Below are 12,377 nucleotides of genomic sequence, written 5' to 3' on the forward strand. Positions count from 1 at the left end.
CGTCTTCGAGGGGGCGCTCATAGACGCCGCCTACAGGCGGACCTTCGCCCTTTCCTTCCCGGCCCTGGCCCTCCGGGAGGTGGACCTGCCCAAGGCGGAAGGGATTCTCAGGCACCCGCTGACATTCGCCTGCCTGGCCGCCGACGAGGCCCCGGCGGGGATGGCGGGCGTGACCAAGCCCTTTCGGGTGGAGGTGACGAACCGCAACGACACGGACGTCCTTATGCCATAAGGGGGACTCGCGTCCCCCTTACGTATCCCCCTGAAAAGGCATAAGGGGTATCCCCCAAAGGCAGAGGCATTACGTATCCCCCTGGCAAGGAGATATTTAAGTTTGAGGAGGAATTCATGGAGATAGGAGCTCTGATGCGGGAGGACTTTCAGGCCTGGGTGCCTTTTGGGCGTAAGGGGGATTTCACATCCCCCTTACGTATTCCCCTGGCAGGGAAGGGAGAAATCAAAGGAGTTGACGCATGGAGATTCAGGACGCCCAGGTGCTTCTCAGGTACGTTCCTCTGGAGGAGCTTGAGAAACTCACCCGCGAGGCCACCGAGGTCCATTGGGACAGGCGGAACCGGAAGGTGGAGAAGCTCAACGCCCGGGAGGCCGCCCGTCTCCTGGGGCGGCGGGCGGTGCGAGGCTGGCGGGGCATCACCCTGGAGGGCGAGGCGTACCCCTACAGCCCCGAGCACTGCGATTTCCTCATGACCCGGTGGCTTGAGTTCACAAAATTCGTGGGCGAGGCCAGCCTGGACCTCAGGGGGCTGGTGGAGGCGGAGGCGGCCGAAAGAAGAAAAAACTCCGCGCTCACGTCCGGGCGCGCCGGGACTACCCGGGCGTGAGCTGCGCAGCCTGCCGGGACATCCGGCAGCGGGACGCCGTCCCTCCCTTGTGCAAGGGCGAGACGGGATGCCCCATCCCTCCCCTGGGGGCCAAGGAGGCACGGGCCCTTCACCTGTACCGCCTTCTCTCGGGCCTGCATGGTCTCGTGGAGGCTGCCCCCGTCCTCCGGGCCGTGGGGGCCGACCATGTGGACCTGGAGCTCCTGGCCGTCCTTCGGGACGAGCTCGGCGGTGAGGAGGCGCAAGGCCGATGATGCGCCTCGTTCTTCACACGGATAACGTCCTCCGGGGGCTTGCGGGGGAGGCCCGGGGGCGCATTGGCGAGGGACTGGAGGGTTCGCTTTCGGCCGTGGAGGCCAGGGCCAGGCTCTCCGCTCCCGTCAGGACCGGCAGGCTCAAGGACTCCATCGCGGCCTACCTCACCGGGGCGGAAAAGGGCGTCCTTCGCGCCGGGGCCCCCTATGCGTCCTTTCTTCATGAAGGCACGGGCCTGTACGGCCCGCGCGGAAAGGCCTACGTGGTTACGCACCGGAGGAAGAAGGCCCTCATGTGGAAGGGCGCGGCCCATCCCGTAAAACGCGTCCTCATCCGGGGCATCCGTCCCCGGGACTTTCTCCGCTCGGCCCTCGCGGTGGAAGTCATCCGGGAGGGGTTCGAGGAGGGTTTCATGGGAGAACGTCACGGGACCAAAGGAGGCTCATAAGTGGCAGAGGTGAGGATACAGATAGAGGCCGAGGACAGGGCCACGCCCGTCTTTGAGGCCCTGGCGGAGAGCGCCCGGGGCCTGCTGGCGGAGACGGCCTCGGGGTTCGAGGCCCTGGGGCGGAAGATAGAGAAGAAGCGCACGCTCACGCTGGGGGTGGAGGCGGCCATGGCAGGGGTGGGGGCCCTGCGGGGAGCGCTCGCCTCCCTGCCCCTTGAGAGGACCCTGGCCCTCGATGCGGGTCCCGCCCTCCTCCAGGTGGCGGAGCTCAGGGCGGCGCTGGCGGCCATACCGGATGTGTCATACAAGGATGTGGTAGTCCGCTATCACGTGCAGGCCTCCCCGGTGATGCCCTTCTCCGAGGGCATCGAGCACGTGCGCTCCCTCATGAAGTCCCTTCCCCGGGAGTCGGACTACGTCCTCAGGGTCCGGAGGGAAGGGCTTTCTCCATCGGGCGGGAGCGCCCCGGTCCAGGTCGCGCCCGCCACCTTCGCCCCCACGGTGAACGTCTCGGTTCCCGAGGGCCGGGGCGGCGGGGACATTGCCCGACGGATAGACGGCGAGCTTGCGCGCCTCTGGCGGCATGACAGGAGCGAACTGAAGCGGGCCATGCGAAGCGCCTGAGGAAGGAGGAAAGATGCTCGCCACTGCTTACGAGAACGTCCTGGAGGCTTCGGCGGTCTCCCTGGCCGCCGGTGCGGAGGATGCGGCCTTTCCCCTGTACCGCCTGTGGGACCGCAACGTGGGCCGCCTCTTTCGCCCCACACAGGCCGAGACCGTGGAGGTGACGGTCGCCCAAGGAGCGGAGCCGGCCCCGGTGGACAGGCTTTTCATTCCCGGAGGGCATGCCCTCGAAGGCATGGACCTCTCGGTCTCCTACTCCTCTGACGGCGCGGCTTACAGTGTCCTTGACCAGTGGGTGCAGCCCGACGGCTCCCTCATCGTGCGTGAGTGGCCGTCCGTCACGGCGGCCTTCTGGAAGTTCACCACCACCGCCCCGGCGGCCGTCCCGGGGCTGGCCGAGCTTTTCCTTACCTCCACGCACCTCTGGGAGCGGGGGCCCGCCCGCCCCTCCGGCCCCCTGGAGGACGTCTTCAACGTGCAGCACGCCGAGACGGCCTCCGGAAGGGACCGGTTTCTCATCCGGGGCGAGCCCAGAAGGCAACGGGTCTACCACGTCCCCCTGGCAGGGGAGAGCCAGAAGGACCAGGTGCTCGCCCTGAACCGGGCTTGGGCCGGGGCCAAGCCCTTCTGGCTCAGGGACCACGAGGGAGCGTGGCTCTTCGGGAGGCTCCGGGAGCCCCTGGCGCTCCGGGAGGTGGCCCACCGGGGGTACGCCTACACCTTCGATTTTGAGGAGGTGCTGCCATGAGGGCCGCCGCGAAGGAGGTTTCATGACGACGATTTCAGAGGCGAGGGACAGGGACCGCGCCAGCCCGGTCCTGCTGGTGGAGGTCGCCCTCCTTGGGGCCGGCCCCACCCTCCGGTTCTCGGACCGCAACGTCACGGTGGAGGGCCTCCTCTACGAGGACTACCTGGAGGACCTTTCGGGCCTGGGCGAGGAGCTCAGGCGGGCGGACAGCCAGGGGCTCAACGCCTTCGTCACGCTCCGGTTCCGCAACGAGCCCTGCCAGGGCCATGCCCACCTGGTGGAGGTGGGCGAGGCGCATCCCTTCGAGGGGGCGCCGGTCCTCGTCAAGGAGGCGTATCTCGATGAGGACGGTGAGGCCACGGGGGCCGAGGCCCTCTTTTCCGGGGTGCTCGAGGAGCCCCGGGAGATAGACCTCATGGGCTTTACCTGCCGGGTCTCCTCCCTGCCCAGCCACAAGGACCGCACTTTCGGGCAGGCCCTGGTGGACGCTGCCGCCTGGCCCAACGCCTACGAGGACCTGGGCGAGGTGGAGCCCGTCATCTACGGAAGCGGCGTTCTCGTCCCCGCCTTGCGTGTGGACTGGGGGGCCCGGACGACCCTGGCCGCCCCTGCCGGCACGGAGGACGTGAGCCTGGAGCTCTCCGACCCCTCCCGTTTTCCCTCCTCCGGCGCCGTCTGGATAGACCGGGAGAAGGTCGCCTACGCCGGCACGTCCGGGAGCACCCTCACCGGCTGCACACGGGGCGCCGACGGCACCGGGGCCTCGGCCCATCCGGCGGGGACCGAGGTCATCGAGCACAAGAGCGAGTACCTGAGTCTTCTGGCCTCCCATGAGCTTCACTCGGTGGGCGACGTCTACGCCGAGGTGGACCGGCGCCTCTGGCGGGTCACATCGGGGGTGGAGGCCGTGCTCTCCGGGGGAAGGCATCTGCTGCGCTGCACCGAGTGCCTGGCGGTGGACCTGGGAGCCTCCGGCATGGGCCTGGAGACCCGCTACCCGCCTGAGGAAAGGACGCTCCGCAGGCGGGCGGCGAACCTCCCCGTGCAGCAGCGCTACTTCAACGCCACCGGCGGGTACGAGCCCATCTCCTTCGCTTTCCCGCAGGCCCCGGCGGGCACCCTCTCGGAGGTCCGCACGCGCATCACCTGGGACGTCACGGTCACGGGCACCTTTGCGGGCGAGGTCACCATCTACACGGGCCCCGATTCCACGCACCCCCGGGTCTGCACCATCAAGGGGGACGGCACGGTCCACAGGCACATGCCGGGGAGTTTCGAGGACTCCGAGACAGCCTGGGTCACGCAGAAAAGCCTCTACTATACGGCTACCAGCAGCGTGGCCATGGGCGTCGTGGTCTTCTCCGTCAGCCGGGCCGAGCAGGAGGCCGTTCTCACGTCGGCCTTCACGGGGGACCCCGCAGGCGGGGAGCGCACCCGGGCGGCCCTGGACATTCCCCGCCAGAGGGACAGCTTCAACTCGGGGGGCTACTACCAGGCCGCCTCGGTCAGCTTCCCCTCCGCTCCGGCGGGCACCTTGAGCGAGATACAGACGAGCCTCCGCTATGGCATAGAGGCCCTGGAGGCTCCCAACGCCGAGATAAACTTCTACCTCGGCCCGGGAAGCGGCTATCCCCTCATCGCCACCGTACTGCCGGACGGCACCGTGATTACCTTCCTCCCGGAGGTCGAAGCCTCCCAGACGGCCTGGCAGACCGAAGCCACCATCTATTATACGAGCACCTCCCCGGTGGCCTCCGGCGCGGTGGTCTTCACCCTGAGCGGTGCCGAGCAGCGTGCCCGCAGCACGGAGGAGGCCTCGGTGGTGCAGGTCTCGGCCACAGGCGGCGCGGCGGCCACGCGGACGGTGAGCCGCCTTTTTGCCGTGGTCTCGGGCTACGGGGACGCCGACGGCTCCTACGGGGGCACGGGCAGCGTCATCGAGAGGCCGGACCACGTCATCCGGCACGTCCTCGTCGAGCAGTTGGGCTTCGGCCCCGCCGAGGTGGACCAGGCTTCCTTCGACGAGGCCGGGGCCTCTTATGCATCGGCCGTCCCGGGGGGCTACAGGTTCGCCTTCCGGATAGGGGAGAAGGTCAAGCCCTCGGAGCTTCTTTCCCGGCTGGCCCGGGAGTGCCGCTCCACGGTGCAGTTGACGCGGGGGACGTGGCGGCTCGGCTTCCTCGCCGATGCGGCCCCCGGGGCCGTAAAGACCATAGGCGGGGGGGAGCTTGCCGGCGAGGGAGCGGCCTTCACTTTCGAGAGGACCTCGGTCCTGGACCTCTCCAACCACCTCACCGCCCTTTACAAAAGGCGCTATGCCCCGGCGGGGGATGAGGGCCCCTGGGAGGGCACGGCCACGGCCTCGGACCCGGCCTCCCAGGCTACTTACGGCACCCGCGCCCGCACGGTGGAGCTTGCCGTCGTGCGGGACAAGGCCACCGCGGAGGACGTCCTGGCCCACATGCTCAGGGAAAGCGGCACGCCGTTTCTCCTGGTGGAGTTTCCGGTCTTCTACGAGCACTTCGACCTGGACGTGGGCGATACCATCGAGATAGACAACTCTCTTTACGGCGGCAGGAGGTTCTTCATCGAGGAGATAACGCGGAAGGACGCCTTCAGGGCCACCGTCCGGGCCCGGCAGTGGTGGGGATAAAAGACAGGAGCGCTACTCCTTCTTATCCTTGGGCTTTTCCCCCAGGCCTCTCAGGAACGCCTCCAGCCCCCGGTGGGTCTCCTCCGACATGTCCACGAACTGCACGCCCACGTCGTAGCTCTGCTCCCCGCCCTTGCCCACCTGAAAGCACGAGGCCACCCGCACCTGCACCTTCACCGGGTCATCCGGGAGGGGAAGCTCCACGGCGAAGACATCGTTGTGCTTGAACTCGTGGTTCGTCTCGATGAGCATGCCGCCCAGGCTCAGGTTTCGCACCTTGAAGGCAAGCTCCTTTCCCAGCTCGGCGGATTGCCCGCCCTCGATGATGAAGCGCACCCCGGCCAGCCGGTTCTCGTCCACGACCTTGTGGCCCTCGATGACGTCCATGAGCCTGGTTATCTTTTCGTCCACCACGTCGGTGAACCGTATGCCGGCCTGGTAGACGGGCACCGTGTCGCCCTTGGCCGTGTGCTTGGAGCGGCTGATGTTGGCCCAGACCACCATCCCCTTCACCTGGAGGGCCTCGCTCTCGCTCTGCAGCTTCAGCGTGTACATGTCCCCTATGTTGAGCCTCCGGTCGGCCTCGATGGCCGCCCCGCCCAGGCTGATGTTCAGGATGTTGACTTCCGTGGCGAAGAGCATCTTGCTCTGTATGCCCACCACGCTGAACCGCTTATGGCTCCGTATGCCGCCTATGGCCACACCTCGTGCACGTGCTGAAAACAGCTAAGGATAGCACAGCCAAAGAGCACGGGACAACGGCACATCCCTACCCGCTCCCGCCCAGGGTCTCCAGGTACTCCGCAAGGCTTGCCCTGGCCTCCTCGGCCATGTCCACGAACTCGATGCCCACCTCGTAGAAGACCTCCCCCTCGACCTCCTTCTCCAGAATGCTGCGCACCTGCCCGAAGAACCTCAGGGGGCGGCTCTCCGCGAGGAAAACCTCCATGGGCAGCCGCTCGTCCTCGTCCGGGGAGCGGTCCGTCTCGATGAGCATGCCCGAGAGGCTCAGCTTCTTGACCACGCAGTGGAAGGGGTAGCTCAGGACGGCCTGCTTGGCGGGGTCCATCTCAAAGCGAGCGCCGGCCACCCGGGCCTCGTCGGCGGCCTTGTACTGATGGAGAAACTCCATGAGCTCCGAGGCCTTCTCGGTCAGGACGTTGGTGAACCTGAGCCCGGCCTGGTAGACGGGCACGCCCCTGCCCTGGGCGTCCTGCTCGCTTCGGGCGATGATGCACCAGACCACCTCGCAGGTGACGGCGATGCTCTTGCCGTCGTGGAGCTTCAGGGTGTACTGCTGCCCGATGTTCAGGCGCTTGGAGGCCTCCACGGCCGCGCCCCCCAGGCTCACGTTCAGTATCTTGACGCCGGAGGCCAGAAGCACGCTGCCCCGCATCCCCTCGACCCGAAACCTTCTGTGCCGGCGGCTCTCGTCCATGAGCGAAACCCTTCCATATTAGCACCGAAGCCCCGCGAATCGCAATGATAAATCACGTTTTTCCTCGAGGCGCTCCGGCCTCTGTGATATACTTGTGAGGGCGATTTTCAGGACACCGCGCCCCCCGGAGGACGGATGCCCAAGACGGCCTCGATCATCATCATCGGAAACGAGATACTCTCCGGACGGATTGAGGACGCCAACTCCTCCTTCCTTGCCCGGGAGCTCCGCAAGCTCGGGGTCAAGCTCAGGCGCATCGCGGTCATCCCCGACGAGGTGGAGGCCATCGCCGGGGAGGTCTCCCGCTGCGCGGCCTCCACGGACTTCGTCTTCACCGCCGGGGGGGTGGGCCCCACCCACGACGACGTCACCATGGAGGGCGTGGCCCGGGGGCTGGGGATGCGCACGGTGCTGAACCCCCGCCTGGCCGAGATCCTCCGCACGGAATGCGGCCCCGAGGCCGCCCAAGCCTCCATGCGGATGGCGGAGCTTCCCGAGGAGGCCGAGGTCCTGCAGATGGAGGGCCTGCGCTTTCCTCCCGTGGTGGTCAGAAACGTCTACATCTTCCCCGGCATCCCGGAGTACCTGAGGGCCAAGTTCGAGGCCATCAAGGACCGCTTCCGCGCCGCGCCCTTCCTGATGAAAAAGATCTACGTCGCCGGGGAGGAGTGCTTCGTGGCCGAGCACCTGCACCGGGTGGTCGACGAGTTCCCCCGGGTCCTGGTGGGCTCCTACCCCGCGGTGAACGTCCCCGGCTACAAGGTCGTGGTCACCCTGGAGGCCCTGGACCCCGAGGCCCTCGAGCGCGCCGAGGCCCGCCTCCTCGCCCTCATACCGGAAGAGCTGGTGGTCAAAACCGAGTAGGGGCGGCCACGGCGCCAGGCGTATTCGAGATATTATGATAATCAAACACCGGGGTATAGAGCCCAAAATAGACCCTTCCTCCTACATTGCCCCAACCGCCACCGTCATTGGCAACGTTACCATCGGTGCCGGGACAAAAGTTATGTTCGGCGCGGTCATTAATTCCGAGGGTTCCAAGGTGACCATTGGAGAAGGCACGGTAGTTTCTGAAAATGTCGTCATACGAGCGACGGCGCATGGGGATAAAGAGCATCCCGTGGCTATTGGCGAGAATGTGTTCATCGGTCCGCACGCGACAATCCTCGGCGGCGTGCTGAAGCCTTGTTGTTATATCGCCACGGGCGCGACTGTTTTACATGGAGCCAAGGTTTCCTCCGGCTCGGTGGTTGCCGTCGGAGGCCTGGTTCATGCCGATGCGGTGGTCCCAAAAGATTTCTTCGTGCCGCCTTACGCGATAGCCATAGGCGACCCCGTTCGACTTTACGGCTCAGATGACAAAGAGGAGATCATAAAGGCGATAATGGGCATAGGATTTTCCAAGGTCGCTTTCGATATTGATGCTTCAGGAAAAACGAGGGCAGAGATTCATAAAGAAGCGGCAAGAATCAGGGCGGATGAATATGAGGCTCATTTCTCAGATCAAATAATATCGAAAGATGAGAAAACGCAATCAGGATGATAATATCTGTCATTCCTGCTCATCCTCCGGTGTCAGCCCTCCGGGGCAGAGCCTCCCGACCCCCCTCTAGCATCCAACTCCTTTCCCCGTCCGCCTCCCAACGGAAGCCCTTGATTTCCCTGGAAAATCAGTGGGAAAGCTTCCTCCTGAAGGACACAGCCTGCCATCGCAGCCTAATTGTATAGAATAGAAATTGAAATACACGTTGACGGGATCTCTTGCCAGGTCATTGGCGTTTTTTAAATTACAAACGGGAATTTCTGCTGTTCTGTGACTGGCATTACATATTTGCAGTTGTGCAAGGGCCTACTATGAGTAGGCAGGCGAGGAGGCCGGATTAATTAGAACAGGACGTGACGAATGAAAAAAGTAGGATTGATAGTTTTCTTCGCATTAGTAACATACGCATGTTCGGTAAGTTCAATTTATCATGATGAGGATAAGGCTATAATTGTCGCCAATTCGTTTCTAAAGGCTTTAATCAACGAAGATTACGATAAAGCTTATAGTACATTCCTTTCTGATCGGCTCAAGGAGAATGTGAAATTGGAACGCTTTAAGTCCGATTTGAAGGACAGCCAAAAAATTCGTGGTCATCTGAAAAAGGCAGTATTCGACTCATATCAGCCCGTTCCGGGACAAAGAGCTATTCAATTATACTACAACGTAACCCATGATAAAATTGGCGCTGTTCCATATCACCTTGTACTGGAAGGTGATGGTAAGGCTGGATATACAATCATTGTCTTAGACATCGGAAATCAGATGCAATATCCGCCGAATATAAAGTTCATCGGGGTTAAGAAGATAAAAAAGGATAGAGATATCGAGGTTGGATCTGAATAATTCATCCACTTTTGGCTAAACACCAGTCAGATAGTTGCGTTCGACCCGCCATGTTTTTACGCAAATCCTCACCGTCCACAATTTCTCATATAACGAGCGATTTAAGCTCCTCCTGAGGCTCACACACTAGAAGATGGCATATTTATGAAAATTTACTAGTAACTCCCAATCACTCAGAATCATTCATAAGAGGACTAATGATAACGAAGAATAATCTTAATGGTTCATATTGGCCGACGTGGGATATCATTTTGGGTATCCTCATCATTACATCAATAGTTGTATTTATGCGCTTTGTTCCCAAAATAATGCCTAATCCTTACGGCTCCAGGCTTTCATCATTAATTGCTCTGTCCTTATGCGTCCTGCCCTTTATGGTTTTGACCACATATTCTCTCTATAGATGTAGAAAACGAGGATTACGGCCCCTCTACCCATCCATAACGCCTTCCCAATTATTAAAGGAAATCCCTTTATCGTTATGGTATGCGTTCCTTATTAGCGCGTTTGTTAGCACAATAATCGCGATGCTAGCATATATTTTCAAGATCGATAAGCCTGACAATTCATTTGTTGAAAGTCTCAGTTTGGCACCAAATGGCATGCTAGTGGTCGGGCTGATAATATTGGCTGTAGTTATTGGGCCGATTGCAGAGGAAATGTTCTTTCGAGGTTTTTTGTATAATGTTTTTAAAATGCGTCTTTCACTTAAGAGTGCCGCGATACTCCAAGCGGCACTTTTTGCTCTATATCATCAATACGAATTATCAGGAAGAATAGGGGTATTCTTTGTGGGAGTCGCTTTTGCGATCGTTTATGAAAGACGTAATACGTTGCTATCCCCAACTTTAGTTCACACGACAATGAACTTGGTTAAAGTATTTCCTGTCATTGTACTTATTTGTCATGACTTTCATGTGCCTTCGAAGGATTGGAATGAAGCAATGAAAAATCCTGACTGGTTTGATGCTAACCCAATAGAGGAAGTGAAAAGACAGGAGAACGGGATGGACCAATGGCAGTACGCGATTGATACATGGGGCAGCAAAGGTTCAAAGCAGTGGAAAGAGGAGATTAACGCATTTAACGCGGTTTGTACATATCACCCGGACGACAGGGAGGCATGTACCAAGGCGAAGCTCGGCATAGTAACGGTTTATTACCTGTATCTCAGAGATTATCGAAGAGCTGTAATCGAGGCTGACAAGCTTATCTCACAGTATCCAGAAAACAGAAGAAAAGTCGCGTCGGCGTTATGCAAGGAAGGCTGGGCATATTATATGCTAAAAGATTATGAAAGAAGCCGCGCATCCTTTATGAGGGTTATTAATAACTTTAGCGAATATGAAGTCTCCTATGAATCAGCTAAGAAAGGCATTGGACGGTTGAATCGCTAGAAGGCCAATCAATGTCTGGTAGTTCTTGGTCCGTCATTTCAGGTAATTGTGTGATCTCCTAGGTGTACGTCGCGTTTCAGAGCTGTCAGGCTCGCGGTCTTCACGATTTTTCACATTCTCCTCATTGTTTCTTCACAGTGTATGCGCTATGCTTGGTTAAAAGGCATTGGAATGGAGCGGGGATGAAAAAGTTATTTGCGATATCGGTCTTGAGTGTTTTGCTCGTGGGCTGCCTGGCGCATGTCACACCCGAGGGGACCTACCTGGAGCCTCTCCCAACGACAGTCGTCATAGGCCCGCCCGTTATAGTAGCGCCGCCCCCGCACGTGGTGGTTCGGCCCCTTCCCCCCGTGGTCCTGTACCCCGAAAGGCGTCTCTATTTCTACAGCGGCTCCTATTATTATCACTACGGTAAACAGTGGTATTACAGCCAACACAAGAGGGGGCCATGGCACAGGCTGCACGAGAGATACTATCCGTCGCGCTCAAGGCGGTACGATGAACGCCGTGAGCACCGTGGCCGCCATGGTTACTAATAAAAAGAGGCGCTGCGCATCGGCTGGCTCGTGCAGCAAAGATAAGAATTCACGGCGTGGGAAAGCTTCTAGAAGTAATATCTCCACTCCTAAAAAAGCGGATGGACTGCCCCTGCGGAGCAGTCCATTCCGGTACATGCGTCACGCCCCGACGCCTTGAACGTTTCCTTTGACTAAAACACCGGGGTCGGCACTTTTCCCCAGCCGGTATCCTGCGGCAGGTCCTTGATGTCTAGGATTCCGGGTTCGTGCATGTCAACGTCCGCCATAAACTCCGGCGTCCTCTCGGCGCTCATTGAAAACACGTCGGAGGGCTTTTCGATTTCAACGCCGCGCACCCTCAGAAACACCAGTCTCCTGACGGCGCCCGGGTTCGGTCCAGGGCGCTCCGGGCCGCCGTGCATCGCGTGATGCCCCTCCCTCAAATGCCTGAACGGATGGAATATCCAGTCGCTTATCATCCCGATTGCATGGTGCCTCTTGTAGAGTTTCCATTCGCTTCCGGTATTTGCGATAAGCCCCTGCATGATGTAATTTTCAGGCAGGACGTAGACAAGGTAGTTTTCCCCGTCCTTTAGCCTCTTTCGTATCTCCTGCAACTGGAGCACGTCGGCCATCCTGTGGTCCATTACCCGCGCATCTTCCGGGAGGATGGAAAGGGCCACCACGCTCGCGCCCCTCCAGAGGGGAAGGTGCGCCGTCGTGTAGGCCCTCAGGGAGAAGGCGCCGCCTATGACCAGCACGGCCGCCAGCGTGAACAGGGCCGCCTTCCCCGGGGTGGTGGAAGGAGCGACCCTGCTTTCGACCGCCCTGGGGAGGAACATCCCCGTATTCTTCACATATTTTTCGTACTCCGCCTTGTGCGCCTTCAGCATTCTCCTTTCTTCGTCCCTGGCCAGGAAGTAGTAAATCAGCACCATGGCGAGCCACAGCACCGCGACGAGGAACCGCGGCCAAAGGATGGAGAGCCCTATGCCCGCGACGGCAAGCCCAAGGTACTGGGGGTGTCTGATGGAGGCGTACAGGCCCTTCACCACGGTCCCCTTT

At 60.6% G+C, this 12,377-nt stretch carries 14 protein-coding genes; 11 read left to right on the plus strand and 3 right to left on the minus strand.

Annotated elements, in window-relative coordinates:
- From P8Y39_09965 to P8Y39_09995, 7 genes are all read left to right on the plus strand, one after another.
- On the plus strand, positions 1-232 hold a 232-nt coding region (locus P8Y39_09965), incomplete at its 5' end, for a hypothetical protein (GenBank protein ID MEJ2192649.1).
- Positions 233-473: 241 nt separating this feature from the next.
- Positions 474-842, plus strand: coding sequence for a hypothetical protein (locus P8Y39_09970; protein ID MEJ2192650.1), 369 nt, complete (start codon positions 474-476; stop codon positions 840-842).
- Positions 839-1,096, plus strand: coding sequence for a hypothetical protein (locus tag P8Y39_09975; protein ID MEJ2192651.1), 258 nt, complete (start codon positions 839-841; stop codon positions 1,094-1,096). The genes P8Y39_09970 and P8Y39_09975 overlap by 4 nt, the downstream gene beginning before the upstream one ends.
- Positions 1,093-1,545 carry a hypothetical protein gene (locus P8Y39_09980; GenBank protein ID MEJ2192652.1) on the plus strand — a complete coding sequence of 151 codons (453 nt, stop codon included), beginning with the start codon at positions 1,093-1,095 and terminating at the stop codon, positions 1,543-1,545. Before P8Y39_09975 ends, P8Y39_09980 begins: the two co-directional genes overlap by 4 nt.
- Positions 1,546-2,169 (plus strand): hypothetical protein, encoded by a 624-nt coding sequence (locus P8Y39_09985; protein ID MEJ2192653.1) that lies wholly within the window; start codon positions 1,546-1,548, stop codon positions 2,167-2,169.
- A gap of 13 nt (positions 2,170-2,182) precedes the next feature.
- Positions 2,183-2,917: a hypothetical protein gene (locus tag P8Y39_09990; GenBank protein MEJ2192654.1), complete on the plus strand. Its 735-nt coding sequence runs from the start codon at positions 2,183-2,185 to the stop codon at positions 2,915-2,917.
- A 22-nt stretch (positions 2,918-2,939) separates the two neighbouring features.
- A complete protein-coding gene (locus tag P8Y39_09995) occupies positions 2,940-5,570 on the plus strand; it encodes a phage tail protein (GenBank protein MEJ2192655.1) in 2,631 nt (876 codons plus the stop codon).
- A 12-nt stretch (positions 5,571-5,582) separates the two neighbouring features.
- Here the strand turns inward: P8Y39_09995 and P8Y39_10000 are convergent, their stop codons facing one another.
- Both P8Y39_10000 and P8Y39_10005 read right to left on the minus strand, forming a co-directional pair.
- Positions 5,583-6,272 carry a PilZ domain-containing protein gene (locus P8Y39_10000; protein ID MEJ2192656.1) on the minus strand — a complete coding sequence of 230 codons (690 nt, stop codon included), beginning with the start codon at positions 6,270-6,272 and terminating at the stop codon, positions 5,583-5,585.
- Between the two features lie 67 nt (positions 6,273-6,339).
- Positions 6,340-7,008, minus strand: a complete 669-nt coding sequence (locus P8Y39_10005; GenBank protein ID MEJ2192657.1) for a PilZ domain-containing protein — start codon at positions 7,006-7,008, stop codon at positions 6,340-6,342.
- A 135-nt stretch (positions 7,009-7,143) separates the two neighbouring features.
- Between P8Y39_10005 and P8Y39_10010 the strand changes: the two genes are divergently transcribed.
- From P8Y39_10010 to P8Y39_10025, 4 genes are all read left to right on the plus strand, one after another.
- A complete protein-coding gene (locus P8Y39_10010) occupies positions 7,144-7,872 on the plus strand; it encodes a molybdopterin-binding protein (GenBank protein ID MEJ2192658.1) in 729 nt (242 codons plus the stop codon).
- 34 nt (positions 7,873-7,906) lie between these two features.
- Positions 7,907-8,551, plus strand: a complete 645-nt coding sequence (locus tag P8Y39_10015) for a gamma carbonic anhydrase family protein (protein MEJ2192659.1) — start codon at positions 7,907-7,909, stop codon at positions 8,549-8,551.
- A 360-nt stretch (positions 8,552-8,911) separates the two neighbouring features.
- Positions 8,912-9,397, plus strand: a complete 486-nt coding sequence (locus P8Y39_10020; GenBank protein ID MEJ2192660.1) for a hypothetical protein — start codon at positions 8,912-8,914, stop codon at positions 9,395-9,397.
- A 197-nt stretch (positions 9,398-9,594) separates the two neighbouring features.
- Positions 9,595-10,794, plus strand: coding sequence for a CPBP family glutamic-type intramembrane protease (locus P8Y39_10025; protein MEJ2192661.1), 1,200 nt, complete (start codon positions 9,595-9,597; stop codon positions 10,792-10,794).
- Positions 10,795-11,503: 709 nt separating this feature from the next.
- On the opposite strand, the gene P8Y39_10030 is transcribed toward P8Y39_10025, so the two are convergent.
- Positions 11,504-12,377: isoprenylcysteine carboxylmethyltransferase family protein (locus tag P8Y39_10030; protein ID MEJ2192662.1), on the minus strand; the 874-nt coding region annotated here is incomplete at its 5' end.

The sequence above is a fragment of the Nitrospirota bacterium genome (assembly GCA_037386965.1).
In the GTDB taxonomy this organism is placed as follows: domain Bacteria; phylum Nitrospirota; class Thermodesulfovibrionia; order Thermodesulfovibrionales; family JdFR-86; genus JARRLN01.

Coding starts and splice junctions, on each gene's coding strand:
- P8Y39_10020 (MEJ2192660.1), top strand. CDS start 8,912: ATGAAAAAAGTAGGATTGATAGTTTTCTTCGCATTAGTAACATACGCA.
- P8Y39_10010 (MEJ2192658.1), top strand. CDS start 7,144: ATGCCCAAGACGGCCTCGATCATCATCATCGGAAACGAGATACTCTCC.
- P8Y39_09995 (MEJ2192655.1), top strand. CDS start 2,940: ATGACGACGATTTCAGAGGCGAGGGACAGGGACCGCGCCAGCCCGGTC.
- P8Y39_10015 (MEJ2192659.1), top strand. CDS start 7,907: ATGATAATCAAACACCGGGGTATAGAGCCCAAAATAGACCCTTCCTCC.
- P8Y39_10005 (MEJ2192657.1), bottom strand. CDS start 7,008: ATGGACGAGAGCCGCCGGCACAGAAGGTTTCGGGTCGAGGGGATGCGG.
- P8Y39_10025 (MEJ2192661.1), top strand. CDS start 9,595: ATGATAACGAAGAATAATCTTAATGGTTCATATTGGCCGACGTGGGAT.
- P8Y39_09970 (MEJ2192650.1), top strand. CDS start 474: ATGGAGATTCAGGACGCCCAGGTGCTTCTCAGGTACGTTCCTCTGGAG.
- P8Y39_09990 (MEJ2192654.1), top strand. CDS start 2,183: ATGCTCGCCACTGCTTACGAGAACGTCCTGGAGGCTTCGGCGGTCTCC.
- P8Y39_09980 (MEJ2192652.1), top strand. CDS start 1,093: ATGATGCGCCTCGTTCTTCACACGGATAACGTCCTCCGGGGGCTTGCG.